This is a genomic window from Pseudomonas sp. VI4.1 (assembly GCF_002029345.1).
In the GTDB taxonomy this organism is placed as follows: Bacteria; Pseudomonadota; Gammaproteobacteria; order Pseudomonadales; family Pseudomonadaceae; genus Aquipseudomonas.
The window spans coordinates 42,045-65,053 of the sequence record NZ_MULM01000151.1 but is presented as its reverse complement, the minus strand read 5'-3'; the positions used below and the strand labels follow the sequence as shown (position 1 = coordinate 65,053).

The following is a 23,009-nucleotide window of genomic DNA, read 5'->3' as shown; positions in this document are numbered from 1 at the left end:
GAGGATCATGGCCGAAAAGAACGTCGGCGCGCTGCCGGTCATTGAAGACGGGCAGGTGGTGGGCGTGATCAGCGAGCGCGACTACGCACGCAAGGTGGTGCTGCAGGGACGCTCGTCGGTCGGCACCCCGGTCAGGGCCATCATGAGTGCGCCGGTAGTCACGGCGGACAGCCAGCACAGCATCGAGCGGTGCATGGCGGTCATGACCGACAGCCACCTGCGCCACCTGCCGGTGGTGGAGGGCGGGGAACTGATCGGGCTGTTGTCGATCGGTGATCTGGTCAAGGAAGCCATCGTCGAGCAGGCTGATTTGATCCGGCAATTGGAGCATTACATTCGCGGGCATTGATTGGCGTGGCGGCAGGGGTGCATCCGGGTGTGTGGCTTTTTGATGTGTGGGAGATTCTGGAGGTTCCAGAGCCTCCCATGTCTGGCGATGTTCAGTATGATCTTACTCCCCCTAGATTCATATTTATCCAAAAAGTGCTTGGCATAAATAAATGCGAGCCTGTTTGCAGGTCCGTATATCTTTAATTTTATGAAAAACGCCTGCGTACCACGAGGTTCAATTGTATCAGCTCATCAGAAACATACTTAGAGGGGTACAAGTTGTAAAATGTTGCCAGTTGCGAGGTTGCAATAAGTAATTGGTCATCGGTTAGCCCGTTCCGCCCCTCTGGAGTGAAATCGTACATAGGGTGGGGACCGGGAGCGGGAGCTATGGGCTCGATATTAGGATCAATTGCCATTTTATTTCTGTGATTTATATGAGCCTCAATATACCTTTGGTCATCGATATACGCCGACGTAACATTGTTGAGATCAAAACTTTTTCTCGATGACGGAGTCGGCGCTGGTGGAGCATTCGTTGTAGATGTCCCTGTACTATTGGGCAAAATGTTCGAACTTGATGGCCCGCCTTTCCCGATAGAAGCGGTTTGCGTGCCTGGGCGTGCGGGGGGCTGAGCAACTGTGCTCACCACGTCCGCAGATCTGGATTTTGTTTTGGAAAAAAAAAGTTTTTTGAGAGCTTTTAAAAACTTGGGAGCATGTCCCGTCGGATCTGTGCGATTCAGTGGATCACCCTCGCAGTACGCATACGCATTCAACCCACCCTGCCCAAACGGACTTAAACTGTCCGGACAGTGAAACCGCAACAGCACCGGATTGAACGCTCGATAACCGTTGCCCAAGTGATAATGCCCGGTCACCGGATCCGGCCGTTGGCCGGTGAAGCCGAGCAGGGTGAGTAACCCGGTTTCAGGTTGGCGATGGCCATAGGGGCTGTAGGCGATGGAATGAGGTTGAGCCGCGTCGAGCGCGCTCAATACCGAACGTTGTTGGTCGGTTGCCAGAAGGGCAGTGCCGACCTTGCCAACTTGTGTTTGCTGTTGCGCCAACAACTGGTCGTCGTGCTGCAAGAAGCTGTATTGCACTGCGTCTTGTATTTCGGTGGTCAGGCGACTTTTGCAGTAGTAACGCTGGATGCCTACCTGCTCAAGGGGTGTGGAGGCCGCAAGGCGATCCAGCGGATCGTAGTTGTAGCGACACAGTATGGCTTCGTGAGGGGAAGTAGGCATTGACTGAGCTCCGTGCAAGGTCCGATAAGTCGGGCTTAAAGCTTGCACCTTGCGCCAGTGACTGCCTACTAGCAGAACTGCTAGGTTTTTTGACTTTTTTTGTTTCGGGCAGGCGGCTGTGCAGCCGGGCGGGGGGAGAGGGGCAATGCCGACAGCGCCAGGCCTGAAACCTTTATCTGCGCAGCTGAAATGGAACACCTCAAAAGCAGGGCTAAACCCCGCAATCTCCGCCTGGAGGACGGCAGTTGCCTGGAGTACCCGCAACAGCGGCTGCGGGTGTGGCCGGTGCGCTTGAATGGCGGTGTGGTGGAGGTGGGGGTGGCTTGATGCCACGCTCCTTCGGGTCAGGGCGCAACAGAATCGGAGACTCTTATGAAAACAGCCGCACAGTTACTCAAGCTGAAGGTGGTGCAAAACCGCCAGGTGCATAGCGTCGCACCAGACGTGATGGTCCTTGAAGCGCTGAGGATCATGGCCGAAAAGAACGTCGGCGCGCTGCCGGTCATTGAAGACGGGCAGGTGGTGGGCGTGATCAGCGAGCGCGACTACGCACGCAAGGTGGTGCTGCAGGGACGCTCGTCGGTCGGCACCTCGGTCAGGGCCATCATGAGTGCGCCGGTGGTCACGGCGGACAGCCAGCACAGCATCGAGCGGTGCATGGCGGTCATGACCGACAGCCACCTGCGCCACCTGCCGGTGGTGGAGGGCGGGGAACTGATCGGACTGTTGTCGATCGGTGATCTGGTCAAGGAAGCCATCGTCGAGCAGGCCGATTTGATTCGACAGCTGGAGCACTACATTCGCGGACACTGATCGGCCCGGCGGCAGGGTGCAGGGCTTTCTTGATCGGTGTCAACCGCGTGGGTCGACCGGCTGTGTAGTCTGCAGAGACACCCAGCCAGTGGCGCTCACCATGATCTATCCGCTGATTCTGACCCTGCATCTGTTTGCCGCCCTGATCTTCATCGGCACGGTGTTCTTCGAAGTGCTGTTTCTGGAAAGCATCCGCAAACAGCTGCCCTCCAGAGTGATGCTGCTGGTCGAGCAGGGGATCGGCCGCCGCGCCCGCAGCCTGATGCCGTGGGTGTTGCTGGTGTTGTTCGGCGCGGGGCTGGGCATGGTCTGGCTGCGTTACCTGCCAGCCCTCGCGGCGCCCCTGGCTTCATCGTTCGGCACCTTGCTGGCGTTGAAAATCGCGGTCGCCGCCAGCGTGCTCCTGCATTTCCTGACAGCCATGTTCCTGTTCAAGAGCGGCCGGATGAATGCGCGCTACTTGCGCTTCATCCACGCCAGCCTGTTCTGCCACATGGTCGTTATCGTGCTGTTGGCCAAAGGTATGTTCTACCTGACATGGTGATCGCCAGCGCCACGAAATCGGCGAACGCCACCGATCCCCTGTAGGAGCCCGGCTTGCCGGCGAAGGCGGTGGCACATGCAGCAGGGGTGTTGGCTGACAGACCGCTTTCGCTGGCAAGCCAGCTCCTACAGGGGACCTTCTGTGGGCATGAAATCGGCGAACGCCACCGATCCCCTGTAGGACCCGCCACTTCGCTCGAGCTTGATGCAAATCAAGGAGCATTGAGCGTCAAGCCCGGACACTGTGATTCGCAGCCCGTCACGGAGACCCGCCATGCTCGATTTCTTTCACGCCCCAGGCGAGAGCGCCCGGTGCGATCAGGGCGTACTCGACCCCAACTGCCATGCCGACACGCAAAAGTTTCATGCGGGCATCGGCTCGCTGGACCTGTTGCGGGCCTTGCGCGTCAGTCGCCAGAAGCGCCGCCCGCTGGCCCTGAACGTGCAACTGCCGTCCAGGCTCACGCCGTCGTTCTGTTCCCCGCGTGAGATCGCTTGCGAGCACGGTGGTATCGAACAGTATCTTCAGCGCCTGGAAAAGGAAATCGACCTCGTCGGCTGCCACCTGGGTGCAGAGCAGCGGGTCGAGCAGTTTCATCTGGGCGGCGCCACCCCCACCATCGTTCATCTGCAGCGGCTGATGGCGCATCTGCGTGGCCGGTTCAATTTTCTCGAACATGAGTGCGGCGACTACAGTGTCGAGGTGGATCTTCATCATACCGATTGGTCGACCATGGGCGCGTTGCGCGACCAGGGCTTCAACCACGTCAGCATCGGCGTTCCGGATATCGACCGCGACACTGACATGTCGGTGGCCTGCTACCAGAACCCGGCGCCGATTCATTCACTGATCGATGCTGCGCGGACCTTCGGCTTTCGCTCCGTCAACGTCGACCTGGGTTTCGGTCATGCCTGGCAGACCCCGGACAGCTTTGCGCAGAAACTGGCGACCATTATCGAGCTGGAACCAGACAGGCTGCTGGTGTTCGACTATGCCCGGCCACCTCGACGTTACCGGCCGATGCCCGGCGCCAGGGGCAGGGCGCTATGCAGCCAGGAGGATAAAGGCGCGATGCGCCAGATCTGCTTCGATCAATTGATTGGCGCGGGTTATCACTACATCGGCCTGGGGCAATTCGTGCGGCCCGACGATGACCTGGCGATCGCCCAGGAGCGAGGCCGGCTACGGCGCACCTGCGACGGTTTCAGCCGTCACGGTTATTGCGATCATCTCGGGTTCGGCTTGGGGGCCATCGGTCAGATCGACGATCTGTATACGCAAAACGCCGAAGCAGTCGAGCCTTATCAGCAGCATCTGGACAGCGGGCAGTTGCCGACGTCCCGGGGCTGGCGCTTCGAGGCCGGGGATCAGATCAGGCAGTTGGTCATGGAGCGGCTGGCCTGTGACCAGGAACTGGATATCCACGCCATCGAGCGCCGTTACGGCCTGGTCTTCTCCAGGTATTTTTCCTCGATCTGGCCGTTGCTCGAGCAATTGGGTCATGATGGGTTGATCGAGCTGTCGGACCGTTTCATCAGCATTCTCCCCGCCGGTCGGCCGGACGTGGATGCCATCTGCAACTTGTTTGAAAAGGGGTCAAGCGCGGCATGGCATTGACCCACCTGCGAGTAGATTGATCATGAAGCCTGCATTCGATTTCAATCGAGCCCTGGTCGAGAAGTATGACCGCCCCGGGCCGCGCTATACGTCGTACCCCACCGCGCCGCAGTTTCACCAGGCGTTTGCCGTGGACGACTATCAAACGGCCGCGCGCGCCAGCAATCAGGTGGCGGTGCCCAAACCGCTGTCGGTGTACATCCACATCCCATTCTGCAAAAGCCTGTGTTATTACTGCGCCTGCAACAAAATCATTACCCAGAAAACCCATCGCGCCGTCGAGTACCTGACGTACCTCAAGCGTGAAATCGCGATGCAGGCGGCCTTGTTCGACAACACCCGCAAACTCACGCAGCTGCACCTGGGCGGCGGCACACCGACCTACCTGACCAGCGAACAGCTGGCGGACCTGATGGACTGCCTGCACCAGGCATTCAACCTGGACGACAGCGACGACCATGAGTTTTCCATCGAAGTCGATCCGCGCACCATCAGCACCGAACAGATCCAGTCGCTGCGCCAACTGGGCTTCAATCGCCTGAGCTTCGGCGTCCAGGATTTCGATCCGGAGGTGCAGGCTGCGGTCAATCGTACCCAAAGCGAAGAACAGATCTATGCGCTGGTCGCCGCTGCTCGCGAGGCGCGATTCAAGTCGGTCAGCGTCGATCTGATCTATGGGCTGCCGTTGCAGACCGTGGCCAGTTTCGATGTGACCCTGGGCAAGATCATTGCCCTGCGCCCGGACCGTATCGCCGCCTACAGCTACGCCCACCTGCCGCAGATGGTGCGTGCGCAACGCTTGATCCGCCAGGAAGACATGCCGCCGCCGGAGCGCAAGCTGGAATTGCTCGAGCTGACCATCCGCCGACTGACCGCGGCCGGTTACGTCTATATCGGCATGGACCACTTCGCCTTGCCGGACGACGAACTCGCCCTGGCCCGCGCCAACGGCACCCTGCAACGCAACTTCCAGGGCTACTCGACCCATGCCGACTGCGACCTTATCGGCCTCGGCGTATCGTCGATCGGCAATGTCGGCGACAGCTACAGCCAGAGCGTCAAGGAGCTTTCGCAGTACTACGCCCGAATCGATCAAGGTCTATTGCCGGTGCATCGGGGCTACCGCTTGAACGCCGACGACCTGCTGCGCCGAGAGGTGATCGGCGACCTGATGTGCCACGGCCGGATTGATTTCGGCAAGTTCGAGCGGCGTCATGGCATCTGTTTTACCGAATATTTTTCCGAGGCGCTGGCACAGTTGGACGAACATGTACGGGACGGATTGCTGCTGGTTCACCGCGATGAACTGCTGCTGTTGCCCCAGGGGCATCTGATGATGCGCAGTGCCGCGATGGCGTTTGACGCCTATCTGGGGGCTGAGCAAAAAGGCCTGTTTTCCCGCACTGTCTGAGGCGTTGGCGCGCGCCCCCGGCCGCTATTTTCTGAAGTTGATTTCAATCAAGGGCAGGGGGCGCAGCGCTCCCTAACATGACCGAAAGCCCTCTTGATTTCGGCCAACCATGACCCTCCATCAGCCATCGATCCATCGCCACCTGCGCAGCCTGCGCGAGTGGTGCGTCGTGCTGACGCTCGTACTGCTAGCCGCCACCATTGGCGCGGTTCAGGCCAAGGAATACGGGGGCATCGAGCAGCAGCGCATCGAAAAAACCTTCCCCTTGACCGACTCGGTATCCGCCCCCGAAGGCCCGTTCAAGGTGCGTACCCTGTCAACGGCCGGCACCGTCACCGGTTACGTGTTCCAAAGCCAGGATGTGGTGGATATTCCGGCCTATTCGGGCAAGCCGATCAACACCCAGGTGATCCTCGACCCGGCGGGGGTGATCAAGGACGCCTATGTCCTGGAGCACCACGAACCGATCCTGCTGATCGGGATTCCCGAAGCAAAACTTCATGCCTTCAGTGCCAAATACAAGGACATCAAGGTCAGCCAGCGGGTGGTCGTCGGCCACTCCAGCGACCCGAATGCCGTCACCGTGGATGCCATCGCGGGGGCGACCGTCACGGCGATGGTGGTCAACGAGGCGATCATGCGCGCCGCCCACGAGGTGGCTGTATCGCTGAAACTGGTTGAGGACCAGACCGGCCACGCGCAGAAACCTGCCACCGTACGCCAGGACATTTTCGAAGCCGCCACCTGGGAGCAGCTGACCGGCAACGGCGCGATCCGCCGCCTGAACCTGACCCGTGGCCAGGTCGACGCCGCTTTCAAGGGCACCGAAGCCGAAGGCATCGACAACGCCAGTGCCGAACAGGTCGACGACACCTTCATCGAACTCTATGTCGCCGACCTGAACGCGCCGACCATCGGCCGCAACCTGCTGGGCGACAACCAGTACCGGTTTCTCATGCAGGAACTCAAGCCGGGCGAGCAGGCCATCGCCGTGCTGGGCCGTGGGCTGTTCTCCTACAAGGGTTCGGGTTATGTGCGCGGCGGGATCTTCGACCGGGTGCAACTGCGCCAGTTCGGCAACGTCATCAGCTTTCGCGACATGGACCATCAACGGCTCGACGACGTCTTCGCCGAGGGCATCCCCGAGTTCGATGAGATGTCGATTTTCCTCGTGCGTGAACCGGCCAGGTTCGATCCGGGAGCCGCCTGGACCCTGGAATTGCTGGTGCGCCGTCAGACCGGTCCGGTCAGCGGCACCTTCAGCAGTTTCGAACTGCCATACCAGATGCCCGAGCCTTACCTGGAACGGCCATTGCCCAGCGCCGAAGAATTGGCAGCCATCGAAGAAGCCGGCCGGCCGATGTGGGTGACCATCTGGTACCAGAAACAGTTCCAGATCATGGTGCTCGGCGTGGCGCTGCTGCTGCTGACGACGATTCTGTTCCTGCAGGACACCTTCACTCGCCGGCCGCACTTTCTGCATTGGCTGCGCCGCGGCTACCTGGTGTTTACCGTGGTGTTCATCGGCTGGTACGCCCTGGGGCAGCTGTCGGTGGTCAACGTGCTGACCTTCGTCCATGCCCTGTTCGAGAACTTCCGCTGGGAACTGTTTCTCACCGATCCGCTGATCTTCATGCTCTGGGTGTTCACCGCCGCCAGCATTCTGCTGTGGGGCCGTGGCGTGTTCTGCGGCTGGCTGTGCCCGTTCGGCGCCTTGCAGGAATTGATCAACGAAGCCGCGCGCAAGCTGAAGATTCCCCAAAATGAACTGCCGTTCGCGGTCCATGAGCGGCTGTGGGCGATCAAGTACATCATCCTGCTGGCGCTGTTCGGCGTCTCCCTGGAGTCGATGGCCACGGCCGAACTGTTCGCTGAAGTGGAACCCTTCAAGACCGCCATCACCTTAAGGTTCGACCGCCAGTGGTGGTTCGTGCTCTACGCGGTGGCGCTGCTGGTGATCAATATCTTCACGCGCAAAGTCTATTGCCGCTACATCTGCCCGTTGGGCGCGGCGCTGGCGATTCCCACCAAACTGCGGCTGTTCGACTGGCTCAAGCGCCGCAAGGAGTGCGGCGACCCTTGCCAGCTCTGCGCCAAAGAATGCGAGATCCAGGCAATCCATCCCGATGGCCGGATCAATGCCAACGAGTGCCACTACTGCCTCGATTGCCAGATGACCTGGAACAACGATCACAAATGCCCGCCGCTGATCAACAAACGCAAGAAACAACGCGGCAAGGCCGCACCGGTCAGCGCGCAACTCATACCTGTCGTGGAAGTGACGGCTGAACCCCGCGAATTCACGTCCCCTGTGACTGATTTTATTCCTCCAAGGAGCACCTCATGAACGACACAGAATCCACATTACCAGCCGAGGCAACGGAACCGACCGGCCTGAGCCGGCGTGGTTTCCTCGGCACCAGTGCAGTGACCGGTGCGGTGCTGGCCGGTGCCACGGCCATCGGCGGCGCAGTCTTCACTCGTGAATCCTGGGCGGCGGCAGCCAAGGAGTCGAAGTCGAAGATCCACGTGGGACCGGGGGATCTGGACGACTACTATGGTTTCTGGAGTGGCGGTCACCAGGGCGAGGTGCGGATCATGGGCATTCCGTCGATGCGTGAACTGTTGCGCATCCCGGTGTTCAACGTCGATTCCGCTACCGGCTGGGGCCTGACCAACGAAAGCAAGCGGATCATGGGCGACAGCGCCCACTTCCAGAACGGCGACTGCCACCACCCGCATTTGTCCATGACCGATGGCAAGTACGATGGCAAGTACCTGTTCATCAATGACAAGGCCAACAGCCGGGTCGCGCGCATCCGTCTGGATGTGATGAAGTGCGACAAGATGCTCACCGTGCCGAATGTGCAGGCCGTGCACGGTCTGCGCCTGCAGAAAATGCCCCACACAAAGTACGTGTTCGCCAACGCCGAGTTCGTGATTCCGCATCCTAATGACGGCAGCACCTTCGACCTGCAGGACAAAAACAGCTACACGATGTTCAACGCCATCGATGCCGAGAAGATGGAGATGGCCTTTCAGGTCATCGTTGACGGCAACCTGGACAACACCGATGCCGACTACACCGGCAAGTACGCGGCCTCGACCTGCTACAACTCGGAGAAGGCCTACGACCTCGGCGGCATGATGCGCAACGAGCGCGACTGGGTGGTGGTGTTCAACATCCCGCGCATCGAAGCGGCGATCAAGGCCGGCAAGTTCATCACCCTGGGCGACGCGAAAGTGCCGGTGGTCGACGGTCGAAAAACCGCAGGCAAGGACAGCGAATTCACCCGCTACATCCCGGTGCCGAAGAACCCTCACGGGATCAATATGACGCCCGATGGCAAGTATTTCATTGCTGCCGGCAAGCTTTCGCCGACCTGCACCATCATTGCCACCGCCAAGCTCGACGATCTGTTCAACGACAAGTTCAAGGACCCGCGCGAGGTGGTGGTCGGCGAGCCGGAACTGGGCCTGGGCCCGCTGCACACCACCTACGACGGTCGCGGCAACGCCTACACCACGCTGTTTATCGACAGCCAGGTGGTGAAGTGGAACGTGGAAGAAGCCGTTCGCGCCTACACCGGCGAGAAGGTCAACTACATCAAGCAGAAGCTCGATGTGCAGTACCAGCCGGGGCACAACCATGCATCGCTGACCGAAACCAGCGAGGCCGACGGCAAATGGCTGATGGTCCTGAGCAAATTCTCCAAGGACCGCTTCCTGCCGACCGGCCCGCTGCACCCGGAAAACGATCAGTTGATCGATATCTCCGGCGACGAGATGAAGCTGGTGCACGACGGCCCGGCCTTCGCCGAACCCCACGATTGCATCATGGCCCGCCGCGACCAGATCAAGACCAAGAAAATCTGGGACCGCAACGACCCGTTTTTTGCCGAAACCGTGGCCATCGCCGCCAAGGACGGGATCAAGCTGGAGACCGACAACAAGGTCATCCGCGACGGCAAGAAGGTCCGGGTCTACATGACCTCGATGGCCCCGGCCTACGGCTTGCCGGAGTTCACCGTCAAGCAGGGTGACGAAGTCACCGTGACCATCACCAACATCGACCAGATCGAAGACGTGACCCACGGTTTTGTCATGACCAATCACGGGGTGAGCATGGAGATCAGCCCGCAGCAGACGTCCTCGATCACCTTTGTCGCCGACAAACCGGGGTTGCACTGGTTCTACTGCAGCTGGTTCTGCCATGCGCTGCACATGGAAATGGTCGGCCGCATGCTGGTCGAGAAGGCCTGACGGTTGCCCATCGACAGGAGCGGGCCAATGACCTATTTCAAGCAAAGGTCGATGAAGGTCATTGCGCTGGCGCTCCTGTCCCTGGGCGGCAGCGCGCTGGCGGCGGTGCAACCCGTCACCAGCTTGCCGTTGAAGCAGGACGCCGGGCAACGCTGGCACCTGCCGGCGGGGGAGTACCGCGGCTCGTTCAGCGTCGATCAAACGATGCAGATTGTCTGTGAGCCGGGCGCGGTGTTCCAGGGCGAGGGGCAGGGCAACGGCCTGATCATCAGCGCCCCGGATGTCGGCATCGAGGGCTGCACCTTTCTCGACTGGGGGCACGACCTCACGGCCATGAACGCAGGGCTGTTCATCCAGCCCAAGGCCCGTGGCGCCGTGATCAAAAACAATCGCCTGCAAGGCCGGGGTTTCGGTATCTGGGTCGATGGCAACGGCGATGTGAGCCTGGTCGACAACCGCATCCAGGGTGATCCGACGGTGCGCTCCCAGGATCGCGGCAACGGTATCCATTTGTATGCGGTGCACGGGGCCAGGGTCATTGGCAACCAGGTCCGGGACACCCGCGACGGCATCTATATCGATACCTCCAACGGCAACCTGCTGCAGGGCAATACCCTGGAAGACCTGCGCTATGGCGTGCATTACATGTTCGCCAACGATAATCAACTGATCGGCAATACCACCCGCCGCACCCGTACCGGCTACGCCTTGATGCAAAGCCGCAAGCTCACGGTGATCGGCAATCGCTCCGAGCAGGATCAGAACTACGGCATCCTGATGAACTACATCACCTATTCAACCTTGCGCGACAACGTCGTCAGCGACGTGCGCGACGGTTCGACCGGCGACAGCATGATCAGCGGCGCCGAGGGCAAGGCGTTGTTCATCTACAACTCGCTGTTCAACAGCATCGAACACAATCGCTTCGAACACAGCGCCGTGGGCATCCACCTCACCGCCGGCTCCGAAGACAACCGCATCGCCGACAACGCCTTTGTCGGCAACCAGCGCCAGGTCAAGTACGTGGCCACCCGCTTGCAGGAATGGTCGGCGGATGGCCGGGGCAACTTCTGGAGCGATTACCTGGGCTGGGACCGCAACAACGATGGCCTGGGCGACATCGCCTACGAACCCAACGACAACGTCGACCGCCTGCTGTGGCTGTACCCGCAAGTGCGCCTGCTGATGAACAGCCCGGGTATCGAGTTGTTGCGCTGGGTCCAACGGGCCTTTCCGGTGATGAAGTCGCCGGGTGTGCAGGACAGTAATCCGCTGATGAAGTCACCCATTCAACCCCTGGCCCAGGAGCCTGCCGCATGAACGTCATCGACATCGAAGGTGTCAGCCAGCGCTACGGGCACAGCACCGTGCTGCATCAGCTGAACCTGAGCCTGGCCGAAGGGGAAGTGCTGGGCTTGTTCGGCCACAACGGCGCGGGCAAGACCACCTGCATGAAGCTGGTGCTGGGGTTGCTCCAGGCCAGCGCAGGGCAGGTCAGGGTGTTCGGCCGATTGCCCAGTGATCCCCACGTTCGACGCCTGCTGGGTTACTTGCCGGAGAACGTGACCTTTTATCCGCAGCTCAGTGGCCTGGAAACCTTGCGGCATTTCGCCCGACTCAAGGGCGCAGCGTTCACCCAGGTGGACGGGCTGCTCGAGGAAGTCGGACTGGCGGGCGTGGCGCATCGGCGGGTCAAGACCTATTCCAAGGGCATGCGTCAACGCCTGGGACTGGCGCAAGCCTTGCTCGGGGCGCCGCGCTTGCTTTTGCTCGACGAGCCAACCGTCGGCCTCGATCCGATCGCCACCCGGGACCTGTACCGATTGCTCGATCGCCTGCTCAGCAGGGCACCAGCGTGATTTTGTGTTCCCACGTGTTGCCCGGGGTCGAGGCGCATATCAACCGCGCGGCGATTCTGACCCAGGGCCGTCTGCTGGCCCTGGGCAGTCTGCACAGCCTGCGGGAGGAAGCCGGGCTGCCGACGTTGATTCGCGCCCACGGGCTCAAGCACGCCGGGCCCTTGCAGCAACGCTGGAACAATGCCGGGCATGTCACTCAACGCTGGGGCACGGAAGGTCTTGAAGTGGCTGCGCTCAATGGCAGCAAGCTCGGCCTGTTGCGCCAATTGCTCAAGCACGATGAACCGGCTGACGTGGAGATCGACCCACCGTCGCTGGAAGATATCTACCGCTTCTACATGGGCCGCGCGGCTGCAACAGCGACCGGGGAGGTGGTATGAACCCGATCTGGAACATGGCACGCAAGGAGTTCAACGACGGTCTGCGCAATCGCTGGCTGTTGGCGATCAGCTTGTTGTTCGCGGTGCTGGCGACCGGTATTGCCTGGTTGGGCGCCGCGGCGTCCGGGCAAGTGGGCTTTACCTCGGTGCCCGCGACATCGCCAGCCTGGCCAGCCTGGCGACCTTCCTGATGCCGTTGATTGCCTTGCTGCTGGCCTATGACGCCATCGTCGGCGAGGACGAGAGCGGCACCTTGCTGCTGTTACTGACGTATCCGCTGGGGCGCGGGCATATCCTGCTCGGCAAGTTCGTCGGCCACGGGTTGATCCTGGCACTGGCGACGTTGATCGGCTTCGGCTGCGCGATGCTGGCGATTGCGCTGCTGGTGGATGAGGTGGAACTGAGCCTGCTGCTCTGGGCCTTTGGTCGTTTCATGCTGTCGTCGACGTTGCTGGGCTGGGGCTTTCTCGGCCTGGCCTACGGGTTGAGCAGTGTGTCTGCGGAGAAGTCCACCGCCGCCGGGCTCGCCCTGGGGGTGTGGTTTTTCTTCGTGCTGGTGTTCGACCTGGCCCTGCTGGCGCTGCTGGTGCTCAGCGAAGGGCAGTTCAATCCGAAGATCCTGCCCTGGTTGTTGCTGCTCAATCCTGCGGACATCTATCGCCTGATCAACCTCTCTGGATTTGAACCCGGCGCCAATACCGCCGGGGTGCTGACCCTGGGCAGCGATTTGCCGATGCCGGGCGCGATGCTGTGGCTGTGTCTGTCGCTGTGGGTGGCGGCGCCGCTGGCCGCGGCCTGGCTGCTGTTCCGCCGTCGGGCGAGTTGATTTTCACTTTGAAATTCTGGAGTAATTGACGATGAGTGCGTTTTATCTGACGACGGTACGTGCCATGGCGGGCCTGATGGTCTGCCTGCTGTTGGCGGCCTGTGACAAGCCCGCACAAGCGTCCTTGAGTGAGGCCGCGGTAGCCTTTCACCCCAGCGATGAATGCCATGTCTGCGGGATGATCATCAATGGCTTCCCCGGGCCCAAGGGTGAAGTGGTCGAACGCAGCGGTGTCAGGAAATTCTGCTCCACGGCGGAAATGATCGGCTGGTGGTTGCAACCGGAAAACCAGCATCGCGCTGCCCGGTTGTATGTCCATGACATGGGCCGCAGTCCGTGGGACGCGCCGGATGACGCCCATCTGATCGATGCCAAAGACGCCTTTTACGTGGTCGGCATCTCGCTCAAGGGCGCGATGGGCGTGGTGTTGGCGTCCTTCTCCAGCCGCCAGGCTGCCGACAAGCTGGTGGCGGAACAGGGCGGGCGTGTGCTGCGCTTCAGCGAGATCGATCAGGCGCTGCTGCAGCAACAGTCCGCACCGGCGCACTCGAGCCATTGACCCGCTGCATCGCCCGGTTTCCCTGGTGAAAATCTGATCGCCGTCAAGTCGATATTGCTGCACTTGTTCAAAGATAGAGGCTGGCTACGTCCCCAGTGCTTGGCATCAGCGATGCCCAGGAGAACATGATGCAAACCGAGTTTCAGGATCGTCTGGCGGTGATCACCGGCGCCAGTTCCGGGATTGGCCTGGCGTTGTGCGCCGCGCTGTTGGCCCGTGGCGCCAAGGTGTTGGCAATGTCGCGTACCGCCGGTGAATTGCCGGCCTTGAAAGAGATACACGGTGATCGACTGCAATGGTGCGCCGGGGACGTCACCTTCCAGGACGACCTGCAGCAGTTGGCGCGGCGAGCCGCGGTACTGGGCCCGGTGGCCTGGCTGGTGCCCTGCGCGGGCATTGCGGAAATGGCCGACAGCCTGGACATGTCGTCCTTTCAGCGCCAGTGGGCGGTCAACGGTGCCGGGGCGTTGAACACCCTGGCGGCGTTACGCGGTGAACTGGCGAGCCCGGCTTCGGTGGTGTTTGTCAGTAGTTTCCTCACGGGTTCGAGCTTTCCCGGCCTGGCGGCCTACATTGCCGGCAAGGCCGCCCTGGCGGCGCAGGCGCGCACCCTGGCGGTGGAGTTCGCGCGGTATTACGTGCGCATCAATCTGGTCTCCCCTGGACCCACCGCCACCTCGATGTGGGACCACCTGGGGTTGAGTGAAAGGGAGCTCGACGACGTCGCCGACACTCTCGGCAAACGTCTGCTGCCCGGGCATTTTCTCGATGCATCGGCGGTGGCCAATGTGATTGTCTTCCAGCTGTCGCAAGGCGCCCGGGGGGTCTATGGCCAGGACTGGAAGGTCGACAATGGCTACACCTTGGGCTGAGCATCGCAGGCGGCGTGTCAGCCAACATCAATGTCGACTATCAGACCGCTTTCGCCGGCAAGCCGGCTCCTACAGTTAATCGGGGCGTACACGAATAGTGTGCTCGACCTGCAACCCTGCAGGAGCTGGCTTGCCAGCGAAGGCGGCGTGTCAGCCAACATCAATGCCGTATATCAGACCGTCTTCGCCGGCAAGCCGGGCTCCTACAGGTAATCGGGGTGTACACGAATAGTGTGCCAAGGCTTAATGCGACATCCCCTCGACAAACTCAATCTTGTTGCCCACGTTGTACTTGCCCGACGGCTTGTTCATCGGAATGCGTTTGATCTCCTTGAGGGTATTGCTGTCGTACACGATCAGCGCGCCGTCGGTGGCCCAGATGCTCAGCAGCAGGTAGCGACCATCGCGGGTGAACTCGACAAGGGCGGCGGTTTTGCCGGGCATCGGACCCAGGGCGCGGGCGATTTCCAGGGTCTGTTTGTCAATCAGGTGGATCGCATCGTTGTCGGGGCCGAAGAACACATCGGTCCAGGCATACCGTGAATTGACGTGGCCGCGCTAGACCACACTGACATGCAGGGATGCTCCTGTTGGCGAGGGGACATAGCGACCACCGCGCCGCGACGTGACGAACACCGGTTGGCCGGCGACCGGGATGACTGCAGTGCCAGTGCCGTGGGAGTCAGTTCGGGGCCCAGTCCGCCGGTCATGTGCAGCCCATGGCAGGCGCCACAGTCCAGGCTCGGCAGGTGTTTGAGTTGCGCCTGACACGTGGCGTCCGGTGTCGCAACCGCGGTGGTGCAAATGAGGAGGAGGGCCGCCACAATCACAGCGTGTCGATAGACCTTCATGACGCCCTCCAGGTGGTTATTTGAGCGTCAGTACCCAGGTCGCGAGAATTTTCGCTTCTTCATCCGTCACGGGGTTGGCGGGCATTGGCATCGGCCCCCAGTTGCCGGAGGTGCCGTTCTTGATGTGGCCTGCCAGGGTGTCCGCGGCTCCGGCCACGCCCGCATTCTTGGCCGCGACATCCTTGAGCGCGGGGCCCACCAGCTTGGTGTCGACGGTATGGCAGGCGGCGCAGGGTTTGCTCTTGAACAGCGTCGGCCCGTCCTCGGCAGCCATGGCCGGCTGCACGCTCAGCGCAGCGGTCAGGGCGAACAGTGAAAACAGTGTATTTTTCATGATGGTTCCTTGCATTGATGGAGCTCAATAGATGTCGTGTTGGGTGTTGTAGACGTTGAACTTCCCGGTGGGCGTGATCAGTCGTTTGTCCTTGATGACTGCTTTACTCACCGCCAGGACCAGTGACGAACACACTGTGGCGAGGGTCAGGGCAAACGTTCTTCTGTTGCTGATCAGCATTCCATTTCTCCTCAGGCAAGCCCTTTGCGATGTGCTGAAACGGCAGCGCAGAACGCAGGTTCTTAGTGCATTGCAAGGCTATGCCCAAGGGGCCAATGCTCGCTTGACGGCGATCAAGTTTGCCGGCCACACCCCTTGCCAGGTTGTCGCAGGGGCCCGTAGCGTGTGGCTTGAATCCGCTTTTGGAGCAGGCAGCCCATGGACCGAATCCCGTCTAGCGCACATCCGATCGAACCCTTCTATCAACCGCTGAATAATGAGGAGGCGCTGTTCGAACAAGCCTGGCGCCACGGCATGCCGGTGCTGATCAAAGGGCCGACGGGGTGCGGCAAGACCCGCTTCGTCCAGCACATGGCCCATCGGCTGCAACTGCCGCTGTATACCGTGGCCTGCCACGACGACCTGAGCGCCGCCGACCTGATCGGCCGCCATCTGATCGGCGCCCAGGGCACCTGGTGGCAGGACGGACCGTTGACCCGCGCGTGCGTGAAGGCGGTATTTGCTACCTGGACGAAGTGGTCGAGGCGCGCCAGGACACCGTGGTCGTCCTGCATCCCCTGGCCGACGATCGGCGCGAGCTGTTTCTGGAACGCACCGGCGAAGTGCTCAAGGCTCCGCCTTCTTTCATGCTGGTGGTGTCGTACAACCCCGGGTACCAGAACCTGCTCAAAGGCATGAAACCCAGCACCCGGCAACGCTTCGTGGCGATGCGCTTCGGCTACCCGCCGGTGGCCGATGAAGAGCGCATCGTCGCCAGGGAGGCCCAGGTGGACAACGCGCTGGCGGCGCAAGTGGTCAGGCTGGGCCAGGCGCTGCGTCGGCTCGACCAGCACGATCTGGAGGAAGTCGCCTCGACCCGCCTGCTGATTTTTACCGCGCGCATGATCCGCTCCGGCATGAGCCCGCGGGAAGCGTGCATGGCCTGCCTGGCCGAGCCGCTGAGCGATGATCCGCTGACCGTGGCAGCGCTGATGGGCGTGGTCGATGTCCACTTCGGCTGAGCTCACAGGGGTTAAGCGGGGCCATTTGCCGGGCGATCTGGCGATGTGGTTCTTCATCCTGGCCGAGTTGTCGGTGTTCGCCATCCTGATCCTGGCGTTCGCCGTGACCCAGGCCCTCAAGCCGCAGATGTTCAGTGACAGCCGGCTGTTGCTCGACACTTCTACCGGCCTGGCGATGACCCTGAGCCTGCTGACCGGCGGACTGTTCGCCGCGCTGGCCCAGGAACAGGTCAGGCGCTCACGATCCCGTCATGGCGCGGTCTACCTTCTGGCGGCGCTGCTCGCGGCCAGTGTCTATGTGCTGTTGAAGCTCACCGAGTACCACCACTTGCTGGGCTCGGGGCTGGGCATGGAGCACAACACCTTTTTCACCCTCTACTGGATCCTCACCGGGTTCCACTTTCTCCACGTAGTGCTCGGCATGGTCATCCTCGGCTGGCTGGCCGAGCGCTGCCGCCGTGGTTTGTACCACGCCGACAACCGCAGCGGCTTTGAATCCGGGGTGTTGTATTGGCACATGGTCGATCTGATCTGGGTCGTGCTGTTTCCGCTGGTCTACGTGTTGAGTTGACGAGGTGATCATGTCTGTATCCAGGGTTTTGCTCGTCTGCTGGGCGGCGTTGGCCGCGTTAAGCCTATGCACCGTGCTGCTGGGGCGTGCCGAGGGCACCCGGCTGTTGACGATCGCCATCCTGCTGGTGGCCGTCGGCAAGGCCTGGCTGATCGCCGACGGCTTCATGGAGATGCGTCACGCCCCGCGGCTGTGGCGCCGGTTGATGCTGAGCTGGGCGGTGGCCCTGGCGACCGTCGTAGGGCTGACGCTGGTGGAGTTCCGCTGAAGAAATACAATTCCAATGTGGGAGCGGGCTTGCTCGCTCCCACTTTGGATCTTCGTCAGCCATACGATCTATACCCGACCAAAACCATCTGCCTTTCTTGATCGCCATCAAGCAGTTTTCAACCCCTCGCTTCCTATCATGGACACGCCAAGCAAAGAGGAAGCGACCATGTCAGAGACCTTCACCAAAGGCATGGCCAGGAACATCTATTTTGGGGGGAGCGTGTTCTTCTTCCTGATATTCCTGGCCTTGACCTATCACACGGAACAGACCTTTCCAGAGCGCAGCAATGAGGCGCTATTAACCGAATCAGTCGAGCGCGGCAAGTTGGTCTGGGAGCAAAACAATTGCATCGGCTGCCACACGCTGCTGGGCGAGGGCGCCTACTTCGCGCCGGAACTGGGCAACGTGTACAAGCGGCGCGGCGGCGAGGCAGGCTTCAAACCCTTCCTGCATGCCTGGATGAAAATGCAGCCACTGGGCGTATCGGGCCGGCGCGCGATGCCGCAGTTCAAGTTGAGTGACCAGGAGGTGGATGACATCGCCGAGTTCCTCAAATGGACCTCGAACATCAACACCAATGGCTGGCCGCCAAACAAGGAGGGCTAAGCGATGAGCATTGCTAATCCGCATCTGAAATTCGCCTCGCAAGCCGTGGCCAAACCGTACTTCGTGTTTGCCCTGATCCTGTTTCTCGGTCAGATCCTGTTCGGTTTGATCATGGGCCTGCAATACGTGGTAGGGGACTTTCTCTTTCCGATCATCCCGTTCAACGTGGCGCGGATGGTCCACACCAACCTGCTGATCGTCTGGATACTGTTCGGCTTCATGGGAGCGGCCTACTACCTGATTCCGGAAGAGGCCGACCGCGAACTGCACAGTCCGAAACTGGCGATCATCCTGTTCTGGGTATTCGCCGCCGCGGGCGTGCTGACGATCCTCGGCTACCTGCTGGTGCCCTATGCCGGCCTGGCCAAGCTGACCCACAATGAACTGCTGCCAACCATGGGCCGGGAGTTCCTGGAGCAGCCGACCATCAGCAAGATGGGGATCGTGGTGGTGTGCCTGGGCTTCCTCTACAACATCGGCATGACCCTGCTCAAAGGCCGCAAGACTACCGTCAGCATGGTGATGATGACCGGGCTGATCGGGCTCGCGGTGTTCTTCCTGTTCTCCTTCTACAACCCCGGCAACCTGGCCCGCGACAAGTTCTACTGGTGGTGGGTGGTGCATCTTTGGGTAGAAGGCGTGTGGGAACTGATCATGGGGTCGATGCTGGCCTTCGTGTTGATCAAGATCACCGGCGTGGACCGCGAGGTCGTGGAGAAATGGCTGTATGTGATCATCGCCATGGCGTTGATAACAGGGATCATCGGCACGGGTCACCACTTCTTCTGGATCGGTGCGCCAGAGGTCTGGTTGTGGGTCGGCTCGATCTTCTCGGCACTCGAACCGCTGCCGTTCCTGGCGATGGTGATATTCGCCTTCAGCATGGTCAAGAACCGGCGCCGGGACCACCCGAACCGTGCGGCCACGCTGTGGGCCAAGGGCACCACGGTCACCGCGTTCTTCGGCGCTGGCGTCTGGGGTTTCCTGCATACCCTGGCACCGGTCAACTTCTACACCCATGGTTCGCAGTTGACGGCCGCTCACGGTCATCTGGCCTTCTACGGTGCCTACGCGATGATCGTGATGACTTTGATCAGCTACGCCATGCCGAAGCTGCGCGGGCTGGGCGAGGCGGCGGACGAGCGTTCGCAGCAACTGGAGATCTGGGGCTTCTGGCTGATGACCCTGTCGATGGTGATGATCACGCTGTTGCTCACCGCCGCCGGAGCCGTGCAGATCTACCTGCAACGCTGGCCGGTGGATGGGGTCGCGTTGCCGTTTATGGCCACTGTCGATCATCTGCAAGTGCTGTTCTGGGCCCGTCTGGGCGCCGGTCTCGGTTTCTTCGCAGGGCTGATCTGCTACCTGTTCAGCTTCAAGCGGCGGGTGCCGGTCGGGATCACCGCGGCTGCCGCATCCGCTGTTCGTCCGTGAGTCGATAACAACCTGAAGGAGGGCGGCCCGGCTGGTACAGCGGGCCGTTTTACATGGGTTTGCAGAGGAAAAAAACCATGGCCTTTACCGTCGAACTGGAAGAGTGGGTCGGCAGTGTCTGGCATCGCTTCATCACCCGGCGCGCCAGCCCGGACTTCCCCGAAGCGCGGGTCGAACTGGCCAGCCGGCAACGTCCACTGGCAGTGTTGTTTCGCGCCATGGGCGGTGCCAATGGCATCGGTGTCGAAGCCGCCAGCGACCGCGAGCTGCTGCTGCGGCGCAACGTATTGCAGCAGATCGCCGGTACCTGCAAGCAGGTGCCACTGGCGTGGTGCGACGCGGCCAACCTGCGGCTGCCGTCGAGTCTTGCGGTGTTTCCCGAAGCGGCACTGAACGAGGAACTCTATCGCTGGCTCGCCTTGCTGGCGGCGCAGTCCGGCCCCATGCGCCACTGGGGGCAAGACAATCAACGCTGGACGCAACAGCTGTTGCGGCGTTATCCCGCGTTGCGAGCGCGTTACAAGCGCCTGGTCGATGCCCATCTGCCACTGCGCCCGGATCCGGCGACGCTGAACCCCGGCGAAGCCGCGCTGGAACGGGCGTTATGCCAGGCGTTGCGCGAGCCCGGCAGCGTCGAGCACTTTCCCCGCAGCGAACGGGCGGCCTGGCCGCTGCCGTGTGGGCGTACCCGCCGCAAAACCTCGCCAGCCCCCAGGCTGCCGACCTAGGTGACGAGTCGGAAGAATCGCTGACGACTCCGCCCGGTGAGCACAAAGGCGCAAGCAAACGCGCCAAGCGCATCGATGAAGGCACTCGCGACGGCGGGTTGTTGATCGTGCGCCTGGAGAACCTGTTCAGCTGGACCGAACATGTGGACCTGGATCGCTGGTCGGACGACAGCGACAACCCGGACGCGGCCAGGGTCGCCGAAGACCTGGACGAATTGAGCCTGTCGCGCACCCGTCTGCGCAAGGGCGGCGGCCTCAAGCTGCACCTGGATTTGCCGCCGGCGGATGTCGACGACATTCCCCTGGGCGAGGGCATCAAGTTGCCGGAATGGGACTATCGCAAACAGCAGTTGCAGGACGCCTTCGTCAACCTGCAAATGATGGTGCCCCGGGACTGTGAGGCACAGCCGCTGCCGCCACGGCTCAAGGCCTCGGCGCATCGTTTGCGGCGCCAGTTCGAGCATCTGCGCAATGACCGCCAGTGGTTACGCCAGCAACCCCAGGGCTCGGAACTGGACCTGCAGGCCTGGCTGGATTACCACGTCGAGCGCGAGCATGGCCAGTGTGCCGAACGCGGTCTGTTCATGGAGCAGCGCCAGACCCGCCGCGACCTGGCGTGCCTGTTGCTGGCCGACGTCTCGATGTCGACCGACGCGCACCTGAACGATGAACATCGGGTGATCGATGTGATCCGTGACACGCTGCTGCTGTTCGGCGAAACCCTGTCGGTGCTGGGTGATGATTTCGCCCTGTACGGGTTTTCCTCGCTGCGTCGCCACCAGGTACGGATGCAGGAACTCAAGTCCTTCACCCAGCGTTACGACGACAACACCCGCGGTCGCATCCAGGGGCTCAAGCCGGGTTACTACACGCGCATGGGCGCGGCCATACGCCAGGCCGCGCAACTGCTGGGCAAGAGCAAGCGCCGCAGCAAACTGTTGCTGCTGCTGACCGATGGCAAACCGAACGATCTGGATTTATACGAGGGGCGCTACGGTGTCGAGGACACCCGTGAGGCGGTGCTGGAAGCGCGGCGCCAGGGGTTGACACCGTTCTGTATCACGATTGATCGCGAAGCCGGGGATTACCTGCCGTACATGTTCGGCGCCAATGGCTATACCTTGATCCGCCAGCCGGAACAGCTACCCCTGCGGTTGCCGCAGTTGTACCGCCAGCTGACTCAACCTTGAGCCCCGGCTTGAGCAACGCAGCATCAGCCGGTGCTGCGCGGCAACCAGAAAAACATCGCCACGCAGAAGAGCGTCAGGCCCACGCAAAACCACATGAACCGGCGCTGCCGGCGTTCTGCGGCGTGGCCGGCCAAGGCTGGCAGGGGCATGCCGCATCGGCGGCATTCGGTTTCTCCAGAGGGGTTGGCGTGTTGGCAATACAGGCAGACGGGCAGGTCACTCACTCGAACTGTTCCAGGCGCAGAAGGATCGAGAATGGCGATCTGTCGGCCGTCCTGGGTGATGATGTTTTCATCGATCAGGCGGCGGATGATCCGCGAAAAGGTTTCCGGCTGGATCGACAGATGCCCGGCAATCAGCTGCTTGGCCATCGGCAGTTCGAACTGGCTGTTAACGGTCTGCTGACGCACCAGCTGCGTCAGCAGATAGCGCACCGACCCGGTGGGTGCGTTTTTCAGGGACAGGGTTTCGATTTCGTTGACCCGCTGATGCAGGCGTACACACAGCTTGCCCAGCAGCGCAAAGGTCAGTCGGCTGTTGCTTTGCAGCAGGCGCATGTAGGTGTTGTTGGATAACCGGTACAACTGGGTGGGGCAGATCGCTTCGGCCGAGGCGACATAATTGGGGGTGTCCATCAGCATCATCGCCTCGGCGAAGGTTTGCCGATCGCCGATGACCTCGAACACCTTCTCCTGCCCGTCGGGCGTCAGGCGGTAGATCTTCACCGCGCCGGCGATCACGAAGTAGAACGAATCTGCCGGCTCACCCTGGCGGAACAGCGGTTCGCCCTTGTCGATGCTCAGCAAGTGGCTGGTACTCATCAATTCATCCAGCTGTTCTTCGTTCAACGGCTCGAACAAATGATGACTGCGCAGAATCTGGTGATGGACGCGGTGAAGCACCATGGGAATTCATCCTGAGAAATGAAGGAGGAGGGCAATCAAGTCAGACGAGGCCCAGGGAAACGCCGCTGGCCAGCGCCAGGACCGAGGTCAACACCACAAACCAGGCCAAGGGCTGGATGACTTTTTTCATGACGACTCCAAGGGGAGGTTTCTTTGATGTGCAAACGTTTGAGCAAGACCCGGGCCATAGGCGCAAGCCCTTGTTTATTAGGGT

At 61.2% G+C, this 23,009-nt stretch carries 17 protein-coding genes and 9 pseudogenes; 19 read left to right on the top strand and 7 right to left on the bottom strand.

The window, feature by feature from the left end; all coding sequences use genetic code 11:
• A partial coding sequence (locus BZ163_RS15045; protein ID WP_143511019.1) for a CBS domain-containing protein occupies positions 1-349 on the top strand: 349 nt, incomplete at its 5' end.
• A 187-nt stretch (positions 350-536) separates the two neighbouring features.
• Here BZ163_RS15045 and BZ163_RS15040 read toward each other — a convergent pair.
• Positions 537-1,580: an RHS repeat-associated core domain-containing protein gene (locus tag BZ163_RS15040; RefSeq protein ID WP_128871558.1), complete on the bottom strand. Its 1,044-nt coding sequence runs from the start codon at positions 1,578-1,580 to the stop codon at positions 537-539.
• A 219-nt stretch (positions 1,581-1,799) separates the two neighbouring features.
• On the opposite strand from BZ163_RS15040, the pseudogene BZ163_RS15035 reads away from it, so the two are divergent.
• The 12 genes and pseudogenes from BZ163_RS15035 to BZ163_RS14980 all read left to right on the top strand — a co-directional run.
• Positions 1,800-1,907 (top strand): annotated as a pseudogene (locus BZ163_RS15035) (nitrite reductase (NAD(P)H) small subunit); the annotation flags it as partial.
• Between the two features lie 45 nt (positions 1,908-1,952).
• On the top strand, positions 1,953-2,393 hold the full coding sequence (locus BZ163_RS15030; protein WP_128871557.1) for a CBS domain-containing protein: 441 nt from the start codon (positions 1,953-1,955) through the stop codon (positions 2,391-2,393).
• Positions 2,394-2,493: 100 nt separating this feature from the next.
• Positions 2,494-2,937: a CopD family copper resistance protein gene (locus BZ163_RS15025; protein ID WP_128871556.1), complete on the top strand. Its 444-nt coding sequence runs from the start codon at positions 2,494-2,496 to the stop codon at positions 2,935-2,937.
• A 273-nt stretch (positions 2,938-3,210) separates the two neighbouring features.
• A complete protein-coding gene (locus tag BZ163_RS15020; protein WP_128871555.1) occupies positions 3,211-4,554 on the top strand; it encodes a coproporphyrinogen III oxidase in 1,344 nt (447 codons plus the stop codon).
• Between the two features lie 22 nt (positions 4,555-4,576).
• Positions 4,577-5,965: an oxygen-independent coproporphyrinogen III oxidase gene (hemN, locus tag BZ163_RS15015; protein ID WP_128871554.1), complete on the top strand. Its 1,389-nt coding sequence runs from the start codon at positions 4,577-4,579 to the stop codon at positions 5,963-5,965.
• Positions 5,966-6,074: 109 nt separating this feature from the next.
• The gene (gene nosR, locus BZ163_RS15010) at positions 6,075-8,312 is read left to right on the top strand and encodes a transcriptional regulator NosR (RefSeq protein WP_256579033.1); all 2,238 of its coding nucleotides are present in this window, start codon (positions 6,075-6,077) and stop codon (positions 8,310-8,312) included.
• Positions 8,309-10,228 (top strand): TAT-dependent nitrous-oxide reductase, encoded by a 1,920-nt coding sequence (gene nosZ, locus BZ163_RS15005; RefSeq protein WP_128871553.1) that lies wholly within the window; start codon positions 8,309-8,311, stop codon positions 10,226-10,228. The genes nosR and nosZ overlap by 4 nt, the downstream gene beginning before the upstream one ends.
• A 27-nt stretch (positions 10,229-10,255) precedes the next feature.
• Positions 10,256-11,548: a nitrous oxide reductase family maturation protein NosD gene (locus tag BZ163_RS15000; RefSeq protein ID WP_371916806.1), complete on the top strand. Its 1,293-nt coding sequence runs from the start codon at positions 10,256-10,258 to the stop codon at positions 11,546-11,548.
• Positions 11,545-12,467 (top strand): annotated as a pseudogene (locus BZ163_RS14995) (ABC transporter ATP-binding protein). The gene BZ163_RS15000 and the pseudogene BZ163_RS14995 overlap by 4 nt, the downstream one beginning before the upstream one ends.
• A pseudogene (locus tag BZ163_RS14990) lies at positions 12,464-13,293 on the top strand (ABC transporter permease). Before BZ163_RS14995 ends, BZ163_RS14990 begins: the two co-directional pseudogenes overlap by 4 nt.
• A gap of 31 nt (positions 13,294-13,324) precedes the next feature.
• Positions 13,325-13,852 (top strand): nitrous oxide reductase accessory protein NosL, encoded by a 528-nt coding sequence (locus BZ163_RS14985; protein ID WP_128871552.1) that lies wholly within the window; start codon positions 13,325-13,327, stop codon positions 13,850-13,852.
• A gap of 128 nt (positions 13,853-13,980) precedes the next feature.
• Positions 13,981-14,724, top strand: coding sequence for an SDR family NAD(P)-dependent oxidoreductase (locus BZ163_RS14980; protein WP_128871551.1), 744 nt, complete (start codon positions 13,981-13,983; stop codon positions 14,722-14,724).
• A gap of 243 nt (positions 14,725-14,967) precedes the next feature.
• On the opposite strand, the pseudogene BZ163_RS14975 reads toward BZ163_RS14980, so the two are convergent.
• The 4 genes and pseudogenes from BZ163_RS14975 to BZ163_RS36430 all read right to left on the bottom strand — a co-directional run.
• A pseudogene (locus BZ163_RS14975) lies at positions 14,968-15,282 on the bottom strand (cytochrome D1 domain-containing protein); the annotation flags it as partial.
• A gap of 89 nt (positions 15,283-15,371) precedes the next feature.
• Positions 15,372-15,575 (bottom strand): annotated as a pseudogene (locus BZ163_RS35160) (cytochrome c); the annotation flags it as partial.
• Between the two features lie 16 nt (positions 15,576-15,591).
• The gene (locus BZ163_RS14965) at positions 15,592-15,909 is read right to left on the bottom strand and encodes a c-type cytochrome (RefSeq protein WP_128871550.1); all 318 of its coding nucleotides are present in this window, start codon (positions 15,907-15,909) and stop codon (positions 15,592-15,594) included.
• 24 nt (positions 15,910-15,933) lie between these two features.
• Positions 15,934-16,014, bottom strand: a pseudogene (locus BZ163_RS36430) (hypothetical protein); the annotation flags it as partial.
• A gap of 273 nt (positions 16,015-16,287) precedes the next feature.
• Here BZ163_RS36430 and BZ163_RS14960 point away from each other — a divergent pair.
• The 6 genes and pseudogenes from BZ163_RS14960 to BZ163_RS14935 all read left to right on the top strand — a co-directional run bounded on the left by BZ163_RS14960 (position 16,288) and on the right by BZ163_RS14935 (position 21,890).
• Positions 16,288-17,090, top strand: a pseudogene (locus tag BZ163_RS14960) (CbbQ/NirQ/NorQ/GpvN family protein).
• The gene (locus tag BZ163_RS14955; RefSeq protein WP_128871549.1) at positions 17,074-17,661 is read left to right on the top strand and encodes a cytochrome c oxidase subunit 3; all 588 of its coding nucleotides are present in this window, start codon (positions 17,074-17,076) and stop codon (positions 17,659-17,661) included. Before BZ163_RS14960 ends, BZ163_RS14955 begins: the two are co-directional and overlap by 17 nt.
• A 10-nt stretch (positions 17,662-17,671) precedes the next feature.
• Positions 17,672-17,929: a cytochrome C oxidase subunit IV family protein gene (locus BZ163_RS14950; protein ID WP_128871548.1), complete on the top strand. Its 258-nt coding sequence runs from the start codon at positions 17,672-17,674 to the stop codon at positions 17,927-17,929.
• Positions 17,930-18,097: 168 nt separating this feature from the next.
• A complete protein-coding gene (locus BZ163_RS14945; RefSeq protein WP_128871547.1) occupies positions 18,098-18,538 on the top strand; it encodes a cytochrome c in 441 nt (146 codons plus the stop codon).
• Positions 18,539-18,541: 3 nt separating this feature from the next.
• Positions 18,542-19,972 carry a cbb3-type cytochrome c oxidase subunit I gene (locus tag BZ163_RS14940; protein ID WP_128871546.1) on the top strand — a complete coding sequence of 477 codons (1,431 nt, stop codon included), beginning with the start codon at positions 18,542-18,544 and terminating at the stop codon, positions 19,970-19,972.
• Between the two features lie 77 nt (positions 19,973-20,049).
• Positions 20,050-21,890: pseudogene (locus BZ163_RS14935) on the top strand (nitric oxide reductase activation protein NorD).
• Between the two features lie 23 nt (positions 21,891-21,913).
• Here the strand turns inward: BZ163_RS14935 and BZ163_RS14930 are convergent.
• Both BZ163_RS14930 and BZ163_RS14925 read right to left on the bottom strand, forming a co-directional pair.
• Complete coding sequence (locus BZ163_RS14930) at positions 21,914-22,114, bottom strand: protein DnrP (protein WP_128871545.1); 201 nt, start codon at positions 22,112-22,114, stop codon at positions 21,914-21,916.
• A pseudogene (locus tag BZ163_RS14925) lies at positions 22,111-22,795 on the bottom strand (Crp/Fnr family transcriptional regulator). Before BZ163_RS14925 ends, BZ163_RS14930 begins: the two are co-directional and overlap by 4 nt.
• Positions 22,796-23,009 lie beyond the last annotated feature (214 nt).

Excerpts from the sequence above, each read along its gene's own strand:
- nosR (WP_256579033.1), top strand. The coding sequence starts at position 6,075 with ATGACCCTCCATCAGCCATCGATCCATCGCCACCTGCGCAGCCTGCGC.
- BZ163_RS14965 (WP_128871550.1), bottom strand. The coding sequence starts at position 15,909 with ATGAAAAATACACTGTTTTCACTGTTCGCCCTGACCGCTGCGCTGAGC.
- BZ163_RS14985 (WP_128871552.1), top strand. The coding sequence starts at position 13,325 with ATGAGTGCGTTTTATCTGACGACGGTACGTGCCATGGCGGGCCTGATG.
- BZ163_RS15040 (WP_128871558.1), bottom strand. The coding sequence starts at position 1,580 with ATGCCTACTTCCCCTCACGAAGCCATACTGTGTCGCTACAACTACGAT.
- BZ163_RS14945 (WP_128871547.1), top strand. The coding sequence starts at position 18,098 with ATGTCAGAGACCTTCACCAAAGGCATGGCCAGGAACATCTATTTTGGG.
- BZ163_RS15020 (WP_128871555.1), top strand. The coding sequence starts at position 3,211 with ATGCTCGATTTCTTTCACGCCCCAGGCGAGAGCGCCCGGTGCGATCAG.
- BZ163_RS14980 (WP_128871551.1), top strand. The coding sequence starts at position 13,981 with ATGCAAACCGAGTTTCAGGATCGTCTGGCGGTGATCACCGGCGCCAGT.
- hemN (WP_128871554.1), top strand. The coding sequence starts at position 4,577 with ATGAAGCCTGCATTCGATTTCAATCGAGCCCTGGTCGAGAAGTATGAC.
- BZ163_RS14950 (WP_128871548.1), top strand. The coding sequence starts at position 17,672 with ATGTCTGTATCCAGGGTTTTGCTCGTCTGCTGGGCGGCGTTGGCCGCG.
- BZ163_RS14955 (WP_128871549.1), top strand. The coding sequence starts at position 17,074 with ATGTCCACTTCGGCTGAGCTCACAGGGGTTAAGCGGGGCCATTTGCCG.
- BZ163_RS15025 (WP_128871556.1), top strand. The coding sequence starts at position 2,494 with ATGATCTATCCGCTGATTCTGACCCTGCATCTGTTTGCCGCCCTGATC.
- BZ163_RS14940 (WP_128871546.1), top strand. The coding sequence starts at position 18,542 with ATGAGCATTGCTAATCCGCATCTGAAATTCGCCTCGCAAGCCGTGGCC.
- nosZ (WP_128871553.1), top strand. The coding sequence starts at position 8,309 with ATGAACGACACAGAATCCACATTACCAGCCGAGGCAACGGAACCGACC.
- BZ163_RS15030 (WP_128871557.1), top strand. The coding sequence starts at position 1,953 with ATGAAAACAGCCGCACAGTTACTCAAGCTGAAGGTGGTGCAAAACCGC.
- BZ163_RS15000 (WP_371916806.1), top strand. The coding sequence starts at position 10,256 with ATGACCTATTTCAAGCAAAGGTCGATGAAGGTCATTGCGCTGGCGCTC.